We start from the raw sequence: 16,942 nt of genomic DNA, 5'->3' as shown, positions 1-16,942 counted from the left end.
TAATAAAAAAGTAATACTTAATTAAATCCATTAATAAAATCAAATGTAGATAGTCTATTTTAGTTCAAACTTCCAAAAGCTTCAATATATGTGAAATTAATTGTATCTATAAATATATCCAATTGTTTAAATCTACTAAAATTAGTTTTTAAATCATTTTCAATAATTGCTAGTAATAAATCAACTGGTTTTAGATCTACTTTACGTTGACCAATATCATCTCGACCAGATATTATCTTAATGAAATTTTTGAAGACTTGTCCAGGCCTATATTCGATCGTATTAGGGACACTAATTTTAATTGGGAAAGTGATTCCATAATCAATACCTCTACCATCCTGTTCCAACAAATATGAAATTTTCTTTCTTTTTAACATTGAAACACAACCATGAATTCTGTAACCAACGTGTATATCAAAATCATCATAGGCATCTAGTCCATCTTGCTCCAAATATATTTTTCTACATTTTATACCATTTTTAAAACTAAATTCTTCAACAATCTGATTTTTTCCATGTAATAGAATTTCAATTTCTGCAGACCTAAATAGATTATTTAATGAGGTGACTAAATATTGTAAGGATTCAAGAAATAAACTAGAATAATGTGGATCCGATATAGCAATTCTTTTTACTGAATTAATTGATTTAAATTTTCGATTTAGGAATCTTTTATCAAAAAAAGCGATATCCCCGCCAAATTTCGCATTAATCAAGCCATTGAAATTGCAAAATTTCTGAGTTAATAGTCCTCTTGTAGAGAAGAAACTTGATTTTTTATCTAATTCAAGAAGGGCTATTCGAGAATTATCAGAAATATCAATCAGCCAATCCTTATTATGATGAAAGTGATTTAATTGGGTACCAGCAGCTATAACAAATATTTTTTTATTTAATTCTAGAATATTTGGTAAAAAAGGATATATATCCTCTACCATATTTTTCCTAATAGATAAACAAGCAAATACAATAAGATCACATTTTTTTAAATCATTTTCTACACTATTAAATTCAGCACGTCGCCAAATAATTTTAAATTCAACATTATGGTCTCCTAATGAATATTTTATTAAGTCAATAGTAGCTTCCGTAATAAGTCTATCTCCAATATTCATTGATCCAGACTCAGGATAAGTTGTGATTATTGCTATCTTCATATTTAATCGAAATTATTTATATTTAAACGATCTCCAGCAAATAAGTCTAATATAACGCGTTTACCTAACAATCCTTTTAAAAATTTCGGATGCATACCAAAACCTGGCCTAATACTCCTTACGTTTTCCTCCGTAATTATTTCTCCTGCTTTGATGTCTTTAACCACATATAGTGACCTTGAAAAATCCTTCCCTTTTTCCTGCTTTTCTGTTAACCTATAATCCACAGCCCCTATAGCTTTTTCTGCTTCTCTAATAGCCTTAACCATATCTGTAAATTCCAGTTCATTCATCGAAAATGAAGCATCAGGTCCCCCTATAGATCGGTCAAGTATAAAGTGTTTCTCAATAATTTTGGCTCCAAAGCAAGTTGCTACAATTGGCACTATATTACCTATGGTATGATCGGATAATCCACTAATGCAACCGTACCTTTCGGCTAAATCCTTCACCATTACCATATTGGCCTCTTCTATTGGTGCGGGATAGCTTGAAGTACATTTGAGCAAGGCTACTTGGAGGTTTCCCATTCGATTGCAAGCATCCAATGCTAAGTCAATATCTTCCTGGGTAGCAATTCCCGTGGATATAATTACTGGTTTTCCTTTGGAAGCTACGTATTCAATCAAGGGAATATCTGTGATCTCAAAAGATGCAATTTTATAGGCTGGTGTGTCCAAATTTTCTAATAAATCCACTGCCGTTTTATCAAATGGAGAACTGAAACATTCCAGCCCCTCTTCCTTTGCGACTTTAAAAAGTGTTTCATGCCATTCCCAGGGCGTATATGCATCTTGATAAAGTTGATACAGGTTTTTACCTTCCCATATAGTGTCTTTAATCTTAAAATCCTCCTTATCGCAATCAATGGTAATCGTATCTGCTGTGTAGGTTTGCAATTTAATGCAATCAGCTCCTGCCCTCTTTGCCGCTCGGATGGTGTCAATAGCTACATCCAAGCTTCCATTATGGTTGGCTGAAAGTTCTGCGATAATGAAAACGGGGGAGATGTTATTTATTTTTTTATTTCCAATCTGCATGTTCTATTTTTTTCTTAAACTCGAGTATACCTTCTTTCATCTCATTCCTCTCAAACTGAAAGCTTTCAAAAATCTTGATAGATGCTACGTTCTCTTTTTTAACCAATCCTCTGACTGATTCAATCTTCAGATTTTCTTTTAAAACAGCTATGATAGCCAATTCCATAATTTTTTTACCGAAGCCTCTTCCTGTGTACTCCGGAGAAACCAAATAACTGATCGTTGCCACCTCATTTTGGATATCAAGTCTAATAGATCCTACAGGGGAATTATCTATCTCCAAAATCTTATAAATACATTTTTCATCAGCAAGTTTAGCGTTGAACCATTTCGAATGGTTTTCAAGTGAAATAAATTCTTGCCTAAAAGAAAATTTTCTAGTCTCAGGATGATTTGCCCACTTATAGGTAATATTCAAATCATCCGAAGTAGCATCTCTTAATTCCATTTAATTGTGAATCTTAGAATGAATAACCACATCAATATATTTTCCTTCAAATAGGCAATGATCTTTTAAAGTTGCCTCTTTATCAAATCCAGATTCAATCAAAGCTCGATATAACCTTGGCCTAATATCGAAAGCATATGTAAATATTTTATGAAACTTAAATTCCTCAAACGCTAATTTTTCTATAAGCTTAAGGTAATTCTTCCAATGAAACTCGAAAAATTCTTTTTCTAAAGCTGTATCCATTATAAAGGAAATTTCAGCATTCTTATCAATCCAGTTGATATGGACAAGTCCTCCGTAACCGACGCATTTTCTATCTTCTAGGTAGGAGAACAAAATTTGATTGGGGTATTCCTGCGAATAAAGTTTCGCAACTACATTTTCATAATAACCATCCTGATCCTCTTTTGTCAGTGGTCTATTTTGACGAAGGTGATAAATCTGTTCATTACGCCATTTCATGATGGTATATTTATCCTCCGTTCTGATGGGGACAATGGAATAGCTACCAAAGGAAAAAACCTGCCTATTTAAGACTTTGTAGGTAGCCATATTTCAGTTCGGCCAGATGCCAGTCATGTAAAGTATCTATATCCTGAACTTCAAGCGGCGAAAGCTCAACTCCCTTGGAATTATCTGTAAAAAGTTTCTTGCTTTTCAGAAATCTTTTTACATCGATCCAGTACCATTGACCGGCATCATGGTATACTTCTTTTAAATCTTGGGATCGGCTGTTTAGATGTTCCTTCCAAATCATCTCAACTGCCGCCTCTCGGTCCTTGCTAAGTCCTCTCCATACCGGATAACCGAACTTTACGATTGGAAATACAGTCTCTGCAGCTGACTCTCCCAATATTCTCCTTCCTTCTTTTAAAGAATCAGGGGAAACAAATGGAGCTGTTGGATAAAGGCAGCATGCGTTAATAAACTGCTTTCCAAGTTTGCAATATTCTAATAAGACCTCTTCGATAGCGTCAGCGGTTGTGGCATGATCATCAGCGTTTTTATCCGTCCGAAAAAAGGGTACCTTTGCACCAAAATTTTCAGCTATTCTTGCAATTTCAGTAGCATCTGTAGACACCATAACCTCATCAAATACTCCAGAAGACAATGCGGCTTCAATACTATACGCAATAATGGGTTTTCCAGAGAAGTCCTTAATGTTTTTCCCGGGAATCCGCTTACTTCCTCCTCTTGCCAGAATTATACAGATATCAGACATTGTAAAAAGAATAAATGTTTTTTATGACAAAATCCTGTTCTAGATTGGTTAATGTAGGATACATCGGCATACTTATACAGTTTTGATAATACTCCTCAGCTATTGGCATATCTCCTTCCTTCCATCCAAATTGTCTGTAATATGGCATCAGATGAACTGGTATGTAATGAATCTGAGCAAAAATATTGTTTGTCCTGAGGTGATTGTAAAGACCTAGCCGATTATCCACTTCCAACACATAAAGATGGTAGGCATGGCCTTTTACAAACCCGGATTGTCCTTTGATAAAAGGCATCCCCTGAAAAGCTTCTTGGTATCTTTTGGCGATTTCTTTTCTTCTTACCAAACCTGCATCTGCCCTTTTCAATTGGCTTAATCCCAACGCAGCCTGAAAATCTGTTAATCTATAATTGTAGCCCAAATCCTGCATTTCCATATACCAGCCAGGGTAGATTTGAGATTTGAGATTTGAGATTTGAGAATCTTCCAGTCCATTAGCAAATGCCAAGGAGTTTATAAATTTATTTTCGTCCTTAACTATACCGTGTGTCCTTAACTGTAGTAGCTTTTCATATAATTTCTCATCATTGGTAGTAATCATTCCACCTTCTCCACAAGCGATATGTTTAACAGGATGAAAAGAAAATATTGCCAAATCTGCCAAATTCCCGTTTCCGCAATGCTGTTGTTTTCCATCACTATCCATAAAATATCCGCCTGGCGAGTGACAAGAATCTTCTATGATCCATAAACCGTATTCATTTGCTAGCTTTCTAAAGGCTTCCAAATCTACAGCTCTACCGGCAAAATCAACAGGGATTATTCCTTTATAAGTTCCTCTTGGCGATGCCTCCAGAAGTTCCCTTACATTATTAATATCCAGCAAATAGGTTGTAGCATCTATATCTGCAAAAACAACCTCCCCTCCACAATATCTCACACAATTTGCAGAAGCTGCAAAAGTAATTGGCGTGGTAATTACTTTATCTCCGGGTTTCACTCCAAGTGCCAACGCATTTAGATGAAGCGCTGCAGTACCATTTGCAACGGCAACGGCGTATTGAGCACCAACATACCGAGCAAATGCTTCCTCAAATTCCTTGATTTTAGGACCTTGAGTAAGGAAATCCGAACGCAGTGTCTTTACGACGGCGGCGATATCCTCCTCTGAAATATCTTGCTTACCGTAAGGAATCACTGTTCTCATGATTTTCAAAAGTTGGATCTACATGTAATTTTATATGCCGGCGAAGCGATTCCAATGTTTCCCATTCTGTATTTTCATCAGAACTGTATTTAAAACCTTGTGGAACTCTAACCGCACTAAAGTGCTTCTGAAACTCCTCAATCTTCCATTTATGTCTTGACGGAAGAATGGTAAAATACTTTCCTAAGTCCCAGGTATAATAGGAATCGGAAGAAGTAATCATGTCCTCGTGCACTTTTTCCCCTGGACGAATGCCTACTACCGGCTTTTTACATTCCGGTCCTATTGCTTCCGCCACATCTGTAATTCTATAGGAAGGGATTTTTGGGACAAATATCTCACCTCCCCATGCATGTTCCAAAGCATGCATGACCATGTCAACACCACCTTGCAAAGAAATATTAAATCTAGTCATTTGAACATCTGTAATCGGTAAAACACCCTCCTTGCGTTTTTTAAGAAAGAATGGTATAACCGACCCATTAGAACCCATTACATTTCCATAGCGAACTACTGAAAAACGAATAGGGTTTGATCCTTTGATATTATTGGCTGCCACGAAAAGCTTATCAGATGCCAATTTTGTAGCACCATAAAGGTTAATGGGAGCAGCCGCTTTGTCCGTAGATAGCGCCACTACCCTCTCTACCTGTGTATCCAAACAGGCTTCAATAACATTTTGTGCACCATTGATGTTTGTCTTTACGCATTCATCAGGATTGTATTCAGCAATTGGCACATGCTTCATCGCAGCTGCATGGATGACGTAATCAATTCCCTTAAAAGCACGCATCAGGCGATTTTTATCCCTTACATCTCCAATGAAAAAGCGAATTTGAGGAAATCTGTGTTCAGGATATTCTTGAGCCATCTCAAATTGCTTTTGTTCATCTCTTGAAAAAATAACCAACCTTTTGATATCCGGATATACCTTAAAAATATGGGACGTGAGCGCTTTACCCAACGAACCCGTTCCGCCGGTAATGAGAATGGATTTGTCTTTCATCATATAAAATTGTGTATTGATGTAATATTTGAATTATTGAAATAAATTAAACCTCTTGGAGATTTACCATTTCTTTAAACTTTATCTCTTTATTGACTAAGTCTTGGAAAGTACCGTGATTTTTAATTGTCCCTTTGTCCATAAAAACTACCTGATCCACATTTTTGATAGTGCTCAATCTATGAGCGATAATTATTATCGTATACTGCCCTTTCAATTCATCAATACTTTGTTGAATACTCCGTTCAGTTTCCGAATCCAATGCGGAAGTGGCCTCATCCATAAACAAAAAATCAACTTCTTTAAATAATTCCCTCGCAATGGAGATGCGTTGTTTTTGCCCTCCACTCAAGCTATTACCATTATTGCCTAACCGGGAATCCTCTTTGCCCTCCAATCCGCTTACAAAATCGTCGATATGGGCTTTGCGCAAAGCTTCATGGAATCGAACAAGGTTCTCTTCGGTCTTTTCCTCCCAAAGGGTGACATTATTAAATACAGAATCATCAAAAATTACTGGGTCTTGGGTGATGTACCCTATTCGTCTTTGAAGACTTTGAATACTCAAATCACTCACTTTTACATCATCTATCCAGCATTCCCCAGAAGTGGGAGTAATCAAACCAGTAACGATATTCATTAGTGTGGTTTTTCCCGAACCACTTTCTCCAACAAATGCAACTGACTGATTTCTTCCGATTTTCAAGTTGATATCCTTCAGTATTGGCCTGTTTTCAGAGTAACCAAAGCCTATATTGCGTAAGGAAATTTCATTTTTAATACCATGGAAAGGAGTTTTCCCGGATACTGTAGGATGTGCTTTTAGATCCTTCACAAAATCTGACATGTTTACAAGAGAACCTGAAAATCCCAAAAACTGATTATAGGAAGTCTGCAAAGCAGTTAACGATGTTAAGGCTCTATAAAAAAATAGTAAACTTAAAATAATGGTTCCCAATCCTCCCCCTAGTACGTTAATTTGAATCAAAATAACACCTACTACAACCCCTATCATCATGGGCTCCCGCATTCCCATCATTATACTATTGAGCACACCCATTTTTCGGTTCGTTTCTTCAATATCCAACACCTTCTTTTCTAAGAAGCGAACATACCTCTGAATGGTCGCTGTAGCTTTTAAATATTTGAAAAAAGCAACAACTTGAATAAGATAACCTTGAAACGCACTGTTTCGACCAACCAACTCTGATGAAAGAATTTTAGTTTTTCGGTAAAGTGCGCTAAACAGAAAATTAGATAACACACCCCCAATTGTTATCAGTACAGCAAACTCTGGACTCACCAAAAAGGCTAAACCGGCATAGGCTAAAATCATTACAAACTGTTGAAGTATCGTACTGTAGGTTCTAAAAGATTGCAACACACGTTCCACCTCACCACTCATCGTATTTTGAATAGCCCCGGCATCCGCCCTAACAAAAGCATTGTAATTGTAATTGGCCAGAGCTTGTATAATTTCCATTCGGATTTTAGCAATAAAATACTGCTGATAAACCACGCGTACATACCGCTCAAAAAAGGTTGCAATACCTTTAAAAACAAAAAAACCAAACATGGTAAGAAGTACAACATTCAATGTAAGCTGAAACCCAATCAGCTCCAATCCATCCAATAAAAAAGATAACTGCCCTAACTTCTCTGAAGAAGCAGTAGCATTTTCGTCCGCAACCAATTCCAAGAGGGGTAAAAACATAGTCAATCCCAAACCATCCAATATCCCTACAAAAATGCTGGTCAGCAATAAAAATATCATCCGATAGCCTAGATGCTTATAAAAATAAAATAAATCCGGTAGAAACTTTTTTAAGAGTGATTTCATCAAAAGGATAGAAATGGAAAAATTGAATTTGTATTCACATTTTAATATCAGTAATACTTAAATTGGGAGGTTTTCCTCAATATATCCATACGTTATTTCCAACCCTTCCTTAAACCTAATCTTAGGAACATACCCGCAAAAATCTTTCAATTTGGCAATACTGGCCTTGGAATGCTTTACATCACCGGCGCGCTCAGGGCCATAAGTAGCGCATAAATCCTTTCCGCTAATTTCCCGCAATATTTCTACCATCTCATTCAGCGATATTTGGTCGCCACAGGCTACGTTGAAAACCTGGTGAGCGGACAGTTGGGGAGTTTGCTGATCTTCCAAACCTCCCTCCATCGCCTTCACATTAGCCTGTACAGCATTTTCCACAAAAGTAAAATCTCGTGAGGTGATTCCATCTCCATGGATCTTGGGCAGTGTACCTTCTATAAAATGCTTACAAAAAATAGGAATCACAGCCGCATAGGGATTATTGGGGTTTTGCTTGGGTCCAAAGATGTTGAAATAGCGCAAGCCTATGGTATGGCATCCATACACACGACTAAATACATCGGCATACAATTCATTCACTAACTTTGTCACCGCATAAGGAGAAAGTGGATTGCCTTCGTTTCCTTCTACTTTTGGTAAAGAAGGACTATCGCCATAGGTACTGCTACTTGCAGCATATACCATTTGTATTAATGTTAATGAATCTTTAGCCGCTACCAGCATATTTAAAAACCCACTGATATTTACCTGATTAGAAGTAATTGGATCGGTAATGCTTCTAGGCACTGAACCCAAGGCTGCCTGATGAGAAATAAAATCCATTCCCTCCACAGCCTGCTTACAAGTGTCCAAATCCCGGATATCCCCCTCGATAAACTCAAAATTCGGCAAATTCAAAAACTCCTGAATATTCTCAAAATACCCATTCGAAAGGTTATCCAACACCCGCACATGCCCCGCACCAAAGCGCAAAAGGTATTCCACCAAATTTGAACCAATAAAACCCGCACCACCCGTCACCAGATATTTATATTTTGATAAATTGACGGAATGATAAGGTGTGTTGTATAGTTTTTTGTTAAACATAGTACATATTATAAACTATCCATCAGATCAGGAAAATTTAGAGTCTGAATAATTACTAGCAGTAAAAAAATAAATTAATGAAAAATATAACAGAAAATTTAATAACATATAAAATCAAAAATTTCTATTTGTTTTTTTAATCTACTAATTATCTTTTAGAGGAGAAAAAGGTTTTGTTCTTTTTATCCTCAGCATAATATCCATACCCGTATCCATACCCGTACCCGTATCCATATCCATAGGAACTAGCTGATTTATCCAAGCCATTAAAAACCAGATAGGCATTTTTTAGCTGCTGCCGTTGCTTAAGCAAGTTTATTTGCTCAATAAATGCTTTTTTGCTGTAATTGTAGCGCAGGATAAAAAGACAAAGATCCGAAAGCTGCATCAAATCCAATGATTCCGATACCAATCCTACCGGCGGACAATCCAAAATTATTACCTCATATTCGGTTCGCAATTGGGCAAGTAGATTAGCCATCCGTTCAGAAACCAACAGCTCTGCCGGATTGGGGGGAATAGGACCGGAAGCGATAATATCCAAATTTTCAAAATGAGATGCCTGAACAACGGCTGCCTTTTCCTCCATCCCACTAAGGTAGGAGGATAATCCCTTGGTATTGTCCAAGCCAAAGTCCCCGAAAATCTTAGGCTTCCGCATATCACAGCCTACAAGAATAGTCTTCTTTCCCGTTAGGGCATAGACGGATGCCAAGTTTATTCCACAAAAGGTTTTCCCCTCCCCTGAGATGGAGGAGGTCAGCATTATCACGGAAGACTTATCCTTGGGTAAAATAAAATTGATATTGGATCGAAGGGAACGAAATGCTTCAGATACCCCGGAACGGGGTCTATTAAACACTAATAAATTATCATCGTCTTCACTAAAGCCAATTTGTGCTAGTAAAGTTACCTCTGATTTTTTGCGGATTTCTGCGCCATCTTTTAGCTTATCGTTTAGATACACCTTTGCCACTACACCTGCCACAGGAAAAAACATACCCAATGACAATGCAATAGCATAAAATCGGGATGCCTGCGGGCTAATAGGTCCTCCTCCGATTCGGGCTTCTTCGATAATTTTATTACTTGTCGTATTGGATGCCCTAGTGATTGCGGCCTCTGCCCGCTTTTGTAGCAGATATGTATATAAATTCTCGTTTAACGCAAATTCCCGTTGAATACGAAGCAGGCTTTGTTCTGTCTGCGGCAGTCGGTTAAAATCGCTTTCTATTCCCCGAATCCGATCTTGCAAATCCCGAATCAGTAAGCCGGCATTTTCATCCACATTTTGCAGTACTTCCTGAATGGAGCGGTTCATATCGGTGATCTTGCGGTTTACATTTCTTACCATGGGTGCCGTTTCGGTAAGAATCGCCAAATGCATCGATTTTTCAGCTTGAAGTTCTAATAGATTTCCAATCAAGGAATTTAGAATTGGGTCCTGAATACCCAATCCCGAAGGAACTACAATCTCGGAATAATCCTCACGCAGTAAGTATTGCCGCAATTGTGCATAATAATCCCGCTTAAACTGCTCTTGGGCCAATTGACGTTCCAAGGTGACCAATTCCGTATAGACCGCAGATCCCTCGGAGGAAATATTATAGATTTTATTGTTGGAGCGGAAGTTTTCCAGGCGGTTTTCCACATAAAGCAGGGAATCGGATAAAATCACCAATTGGGCATCGATAAACTCGATGGTATTGGTGGACATGGTATTCTTTTCATACAGTTCATCCTCCAAATAGACCTGTTGTAAGCGGTTTAAGTATTCCCTTCCTTTTTCAGGAGTGGGAGTTTTCAAACTGAGTTCCAAAATGGAGGATAATTTCTCCACGCTCTGAATGGTCAAATTATTTCCTGTGTACTCATTGATTAAGCCCTCTCTATCCCGTAATCGAATAAGCATCTCCCCGGAATCTTCCATTCCTGTACGTGCGATCGTAAGGTTTAAGTAAGGCAGCCGTACAGGTTCTCCAAAGCGAAAGGTAGAAGGCGATAGGATCGGTGCCTCCATGCGTCCCCGTTGCCCGCCATCCACCCGGGTATAGGCCTCTTCTATAAATTCCAGCGTATAGGAAGTTCCATTGCTCCAGACCACCCGAATATCCCCGTTACAAAGCTGCGGTTTGGCCCAATCCGCCACTACCGTAATCGGAGTACTTCCATATAGTTCCTTTTTGATAAATACTCCCTGCGAATAATATTCCACATCAAAATCCAACTGCGCCAAAGCGGCGGCGGCAATGGGGCGGGATTTAAGTATAATCGTTTGGTTCACCAAGCCTATCTCCGAGGTATTCATCCCCGTCGCATCGTCAAAAATACTAAAGGGCGTTTCTTTTTCTTTGATAAAAAATTTACTTTTTACCTCGTAGATAGGGATCGTATACCGCAAATAGACGTAGGCACCCGCAAGGGCAATGATGATTGAAATCAGCACCAGGTACCAAATACGCAGTAACTGAAAAAGAATTTGGCGGATTTCCAAGCCATCATCTTCTTGATGCTTATTTGTTGGGTTTTGAGGAGCTGTATTCATTTTAAAAAGTTAATTAAGTGCGTTTAATACCAATAGAACCGCCGACAGGGTGGTTACTGCCAATTGAAAGGTCTGTACAAAAGTCACTCCCGTTCCAAACTCACGTATTTTCATGGGTTCGGCGTAGAGCATATCGTTGGGCCGGATAAAGAAAAACTCGGAAGAGAGAAGGCGCCTATCATTTAGGTTGACCCGGTAGGTCTTGGTACCTTCAGGATACTGCCGAACCAGAATCACCCGATTCCGCTTGGCAATGGTAGTCATATCTCCTGCATGGGCGATGGCTTGAAAGATGGTAATTTGATTTTGTAGGATGGTAAAGTTACCGTTACGACCAAATTCCCCCAGGGCCGAGAAACGTATGCCACCCAATCGGACCCGTACAAATAGATCCTCCCGGTTTACGTATTCCGTCAGCCGGTCTTCTATAGCTTCTTTGGCTTCCTGCGTCGTCAAGCCTTTTAAATTGATTTCTCCCAGTAGGGGAAGTTCTACATTGCCTTCCTCATCCAGGGTAAAACCCGTCATGAAGAAAATATCGCCTCCGTTCATCAAGCCTTGACCTGCCATATTCCCCCCTTGTGAGGCACTCACCTCAAAAAGTTCATTTAATTCCGGTGAGGTGGTACGGATATTGATCTCCACCACATCGTTGTATTGGAGAAAGTAGTTTTCGGTTTTATAGGGGACGGTTTGTAATTCCTCATAGAGGGGATCCTCCTCGCCAAGTTCCTGCATATAAATCAGGCGCTTATTGGACACACAGGACACACCCAGAACCACGATAAGTCCCAGACTAAGAAAAAAACGGAAAGCAGGCATTTTTAGAAACAGGGGAAAAGCGGAATTATACAAAAACACATTCTTCGATTGAATGCGTAAATATGGGAAGGAAATCCCGATTCACCAAAAATGGTATTAGTTACAAAAAGCATAGGATTATTAAGGGATATGTGACGAAATACAATTAGGTATGGTGGAAAGACATTTTTTTTGTGAAATTATAATGCATCTCCATAAAATTTGGCTAGGAGTTTTATTTCCCAATAAAAAAACAGTTAAATAATAATTCGGTAATACGGGCCGGACACAGTTTCACCCCGTCAGTCACAGTAAAGCAACAACAGTACGAAAGTATAAAAAATCCTTTTAGGTTCAAGACCTGTGATTTGATTTTTTTTCATTTCACCCCCTTTTCTTCCCCCCACCCAAAACCCAGCCCCTATTTTCACTGTATATAGGCCTCCCGAAGAAATTGACCACTAGCAGATTAGGGAAAAGTTGATAGGTTGATGAGTTGATGGGTTGATGGGTTAAAAGTTTTCGATTTAAAAAGTAACTCTGTGATCTTTGTGATGCCTCTATGTACATTGTGGTTATTTTTACGAGACGAATATCAAAATAGGTTGATGGGTTGATAGGTCTATGGGTTGATGGGTCGATAGGTTGATGGGTCGATAGGTCGATGGTCTATGGGTTAAAACGTCTGTTCTATCGAAATCCAATCCCGAAAAAAGCCGGGACAAGTTATTTCGGCCGTAGGCCATATTTATATTATATTTCTACCATATTTCATTTATTAATATCCAGTATCAACAAATATCATTTCTAGTCAATGGTTCGATAAGTCTATAGGTTAATGGGTCTATTCTAAAATAAGTAACTCATTTACGGTAAGTTTATGGCCCATCAGAATGACCTCATCACCCGGCATGTAGGTTTGAATGTTGGTGTAAGTCCCGTCATTGGGGTTTGATAGGACTTCAATCCGGTTGCTCTCCAGATCTATAATCCAATATTCGGGGATGCTATGCAATGCATAGAGCGGGGCTTTCACTTCTTTATCAAACTTAATCGAAGACCCTGCCACTTCGATAATGGCCAGCACTTCTTCTGGGATAGGATATCCGGAAATATAATCATTAGCCTGATATTTCAATATGGAAATATCAGGCTCAGGTTCATTATTTAAATCAAATCTAACCGGGTTTTGAACCCTTGTAACTGCTTTATTTTGAAACTGGTTATTTAAAATTCGTGCTAACCTGTCGACAATTGCCGCATGCTTATATCCAATTGGGCTCTTTTTAAATATTTCACCATTTATCAGTTCCAAACGGTCATCTGGCTTTAAAATCCCAACCTCTACCATTTTGTAGTATTCATCTACATTGATCAACCGTTTTATTACCGCAGTTCCCATTATCTTCAGTGTATGATGTCTATAAAGATAGCCATTTTCACATTCAAAAACCACTATGTTTTTTACCATTGTAGGTGCGGAGCCTTTATTTTTTGAATTTACCGAAGGTATTTTTCGGAACGACAGGTTAATTCTGAAAAGTGATGAGTGATGAGTTGACCGATTTTGCAGAGCGTGTCCCGACGTTCGGGAATTTTTTGGCTCATTTGTCCAACTCCCCCTCCTGTTTTAGGAGGGGGCTGGGGGGTGGTCTTGACGGAATCAATTGCGAATTCATAACCCATAATTGAGTCTGAATGCCGTTACCCAGGAAATGGCAGAACCAACCATATCCGGGTTTTGGCGGGATGGGAATGGCACGACAACCGTTCCCGCTGCCAAAACTCAACCGAGATGATTTCACGTAACCTAGGGCTTCGCTTCGCTACACCCTAGGTTATTGATTTCACCCCTTTGGGGCTGGGATATATTACTATAACCAACAATCATAAATCCCGTAGGGATGGCCGATAGGGGTTTCAACCCGGTGGATAAAAATAAACATCCCATCGCCCCGTTTTGGCCGCAGAAAATGTCAATTTCCTCCATAACCTCCCGCCAAATCCCCTAAACGGTTGGGCTGCAGTCCTGTGTCGGAACCAACAAATTAATCGAATGTCATCATCCGAGAAATGGCAGAACCGGACAGGGCTGGGAATTTTCGATAATGAATTCAACATTTGACCATTCACACCATACGTAATTCGTAACTTTTAATTCGTAATTCTTTAGGTATAACTCATCACCCATAACCCATAACTAACTCAACAGTAATTTTTAATTCGTAATTCGTAATTCACACCCCCGCTCCGTAACTGCCCCACCCCTTTAGCCAATATCTACTAGTATCTAATATCCACTAATATCAATTCCCCCATATTTCGGCCGATAGGACATATATCAACTATATATCCACCATATCCCAATCTTTTAATATCTATAAATATCTACTATCCAGGAGGACAAGTATCAATCCCCAAATATCCCCCGATAAGAATCCAAAAATATCCTTACTTTCTAAAATAAAGTTTGAAAACAGATCCCACTCCTACCGAACTATCCACCTCGATCATGCCTCCCATTTGTTCCATCTGGATATTGGAAAGGTGCAATCCTATACCACGCCCCTCAGGGTGGATATGAAAAGTCTCATAAAAACTAAACAGCTTTTCCCTTACTTTTTTCAAATCCATTCCCAACCCGTTATCTGATATACTAAGTACCACGTATTCCCCGGATTGTGTTGAAGAAATCCGCAGAATCAAAGAGCGGGATTGGTCTGCAAATTTAATGGCATTTCCAATCACATTCAGTAGGATGTTGTACATGTACTCTGCATAAATCGAAACTGTATGTTTCCTATCCACATCTATCTCAACATTGACATCGCCTTTTTCTATACTTGGGTTCAAAAGCTTTAAAACGCGATCAACAAACTTACTCAGGTTCTTGGCTTCCAAGGGGCATGCCTGCGGAAGCTTTAAATTGATACACTCCGATAGATCCTTGATTAACTGGTCCAACTTAGTTGCGGAAAAGCTCAGATACTGAATGTACTCGGCGGTGTCAGCGGCGCTATCTTGAGAAAGGGAAATCAGATCCAACAGTCCCAACATATTTACAGAATGCCTTCGGATATGGTGTGAAATAATATAATTAAATCTGTTAATTTGAGTCGATTGGTCTCCCATTGCTTGTACTAATGCCCGCAACAAACTCATGTTTTCGGCAAATGTATTGATATTTACTCCTACACCCAACACATCTTCACTGCCCATCTCCTTATTTCTAACACGCTGCACCTCCCAGTGCATAGTATCTATTCTTGAATTGGGTAATGTATAGGTCACATTCACAATTTTTGGCACCTCCGAAAACTCGATACACGATTGGATGGTCTCCACTAACTTCCCTTTCTGCTCCTCATCCAGGAAATACCCGAATGGAAACCGATCTTTTCGTATAGACTCGGGGATTAGCCGCTCTAAAGAATTATTCAAATACAATATATTGCCTGAAATATCACATTTGAAAATAAAAAACTGTTGATTATTCACGAAATTCACTGTCTCACCAATTCCTAATCCAAAATTCCAATTGCTCGCTTTTTTCCCGTTATTGATTTCCGTTAATCGGCGTTTGTTCTCCTCACACATTCTCTTCACAATTTCCCCTCACACATTTTCCAAATTAACTCAAGATAGTATTTATTTCAAAAACAGAGATAACTCTTAAATACAGCTGAAATTTTGAATTAATGGGTATTATACAAATAATTAAATTAAATATCCAATTTCACAGTACAAATTTTTCTATTCAGTATGAGACGCAATATAATAATGAATGCATTAAAATTGGAATTAAAACGCATAATATTATAAACAAAAATCAGATAACATATAAATTAATTTGCTAATCCACCAAAAAACCATTTCCTAAACCACAAAGCCAAACCCTCCCACCAAGTCTCACCAACTAATTTCCTCTCAGTAATTTAAATTCCCTTATTATCTCGGAAGTAGGCTATATTTCTACAATATTTCCCCGCTAGGTGTAGTTTGCAACTCAACAGGTTTATATCGAATGACCGACAGTGAAGCTGTCGAACGCTTCAATAACCCTACCAACATTCCCCTTCGCTTAAACTCCAAAAAAAAATCCGTTTAATTCCCGAAAAACCGGGACAAGTTCCGCTAGATCTGTCTAATCCGTGTTCTATACCGTTGCAACCAACCATTTTATCGAAATAACTACCTCAATATCAGGATACAAAAAGCCCCAGCGGGGTGACATCTTAGTAGCCCCGGGTGAAGCCCGGGGTTTGGGAATAACCGTAGTCTCCAAGTTTTGGCCGCCACCATGTCAATTTCACCTTGCCTCTCCCGCCAAAACCCATTGTTGGTTGGGCTGCCGTCTTTTTCTCGGAGCGATGAGGTATTTCGAAAAAGAAAAGGCAGAACCGGACAGAATCAGGTTTTGGCGGGAGAGGAATGGCACCACACCCATCCCCGCTGCCAAAACGAAACCGAACTCATCTCATCCTTGTCCTGGGGCTCCGCTGCGCTATACCCCAGGCTACTAAGATTACACCCTTACAGGGCTGGGAATTATCATAACCAAAAAAATCCGCACAAATCCCGAAAAAC

At 38.9% G+C, this 16,942-nt stretch carries 14 protein-coding genes; 1 reads left to right on the top strand and 13 read right to left on the bottom strand.

From position 1 onward, the window contains the following. Positions 1 to 59 precede the first annotated feature (59 nt). The 13 genes from FQ608_RS18745 to FQ608_RS18685 all read right to left on the bottom strand — a co-directional run bounded on the left by FQ608_RS18745 (position 60) and on the right by FQ608_RS18685 (position 15,952). Entirely contained in the window at positions 60 to 1,157 is a 1,098-nt protein-coding gene (locus FQ608_RS18745) for a polysaccharide pyruvyl transferase family protein (protein WP_158860024.1), read from the bottom strand. A 2-nt stretch (positions 1,158 to 1,159) separates the two neighbouring features. Continuing rightward, positions 1,160 to 2,197 (bottom strand): pseudaminic acid synthase, encoded by a 1,038-nt coding sequence (pseI, locus tag FQ608_RS18740; protein ID WP_199856412.1) that lies wholly within the window; start codon positions 2,195 to 2,197, stop codon positions 1,160 to 1,162. Beyond that, positions 2,181 to 2,645: a GNAT family N-acetyltransferase gene (locus tag FQ608_RS18735; RefSeq protein WP_158860023.1), complete on the bottom strand. Its 465-nt coding sequence runs from the start codon at positions 2,643 to 2,645 to the stop codon at positions 2,181 to 2,183. The genes pseI and FQ608_RS18735 overlap by 17 nt, the downstream gene beginning before the upstream one ends. Continuing rightward, positions 2,646 to 3,200: a GNAT family N-acetyltransferase gene (locus FQ608_RS18730; protein WP_158860022.1), complete on the bottom strand. Its 555-nt coding sequence runs from the start codon at positions 3,198 to 3,200 to the stop codon at positions 2,646 to 2,648. After that, positions 3,175 to 3,870, bottom strand: coding sequence for a pseudaminic acid cytidylyltransferase (gene pseF / locus FQ608_RS18725; RefSeq protein ID WP_158860021.1), 696 nt, complete (start codon positions 3,868 to 3,870; stop codon positions 3,175 to 3,177). The genes FQ608_RS18730 and pseF overlap by 26 nt, the downstream gene beginning before the upstream one ends. Beyond that, positions 3,863 to 5,077: a UDP-4-amino-4,6-dideoxy-N-acetyl-beta-L-altrosamine transaminase gene (gene pseC, locus FQ608_RS18720; RefSeq protein WP_199856411.1), complete on the bottom strand. Its 1,215-nt coding sequence runs from the start codon at positions 5,075 to 5,077 to the stop codon at positions 3,863 to 3,865. The genes pseF and pseC overlap by 8 nt, the downstream gene beginning before the upstream one ends. Continuing rightward, a complete protein-coding gene (pseB, locus tag FQ608_RS18715) occupies positions 5,052 to 6,086 on the bottom strand; it encodes a UDP-N-acetylglucosamine 4,6-dehydratase (inverting) (protein WP_158860020.1) in 1,035 nt (344 codons plus the stop codon). The genes pseC and pseB overlap by 26 nt, the downstream gene beginning before the upstream one ends. A 43-nt stretch (positions 6,087 to 6,129) precedes the next feature. Then, complete coding sequence (locus FQ608_RS18710) at positions 6,130 to 7,857, bottom strand: ABC transporter ATP-binding protein (protein ID WP_158860019.1); 1,728 nt, start codon at positions 7,855 to 7,857, stop codon at positions 6,130 to 6,132. A gap of 123 nt (positions 7,858 to 7,980) precedes the next feature. Next, complete coding sequence (locus tag FQ608_RS18705; protein ID WP_158860018.1) at positions 7,981 to 9,009, bottom strand: SDR family oxidoreductase; 1,029 nt, start codon at positions 9,007 to 9,009, stop codon at positions 7,981 to 7,983. A 148-nt stretch (positions 9,010 to 9,157) separates the two neighbouring features. Continuing rightward, a complete protein-coding gene (locus FQ608_RS18700; protein ID WP_158860017.1) occupies positions 9,158 to 11,554 on the bottom strand; it encodes a GumC family protein in 2,397 nt (798 codons plus the stop codon). A 9-nt stretch (positions 11,555 to 11,563) separates the two neighbouring features. Then, positions 11,564 to 12,292, bottom strand: a complete 729-nt coding sequence (locus FQ608_RS18695; RefSeq protein WP_158860157.1) for a polysaccharide biosynthesis/export family protein — start codon at positions 12,290 to 12,292, stop codon at positions 11,564 to 11,566. Between the two features lie 907 nt (positions 12,293 to 13,199). Continuing rightward, complete coding sequence (locus FQ608_RS18690) at positions 13,200 to 13,826, bottom strand: Uma2 family endonuclease (RefSeq protein WP_158860016.1); 627 nt, start codon at positions 13,824 to 13,826, stop codon at positions 13,200 to 13,202. A gap of 980 nt (positions 13,827 to 14,806) precedes the next feature. Then, complete coding sequence (locus FQ608_RS18685) at positions 14,807 to 15,952, bottom strand: sensor histidine kinase (protein ID WP_158860015.1); 1,146 nt, start codon at positions 15,950 to 15,952, stop codon at positions 14,807 to 14,809. Between the two features lie 703 nt (positions 15,953 to 16,655). Here FQ608_RS18685 and FQ608_RS27540 point away from each other — a divergent pair. Next, positions 16,656 to 16,942: hypothetical protein (locus FQ608_RS27540; RefSeq protein ID WP_234364273.1), on the top strand; the 287-nt coding region annotated here is incomplete at its 3' end.

The sequence above is a fragment of the Lunatibacter salilacus genome, from assembly GCF_009797935.1.
Lineage (GTDB): Bacteria > Bacteroidota > Bacteroidia > Cytophagales > Cyclobacteriaceae > Lunatibacter > Lunatibacter salilacus.
Note: the sequence above shows the minus strand (reverse complement) of the source record. Positions and strands in the feature narration are given on the sequence as shown.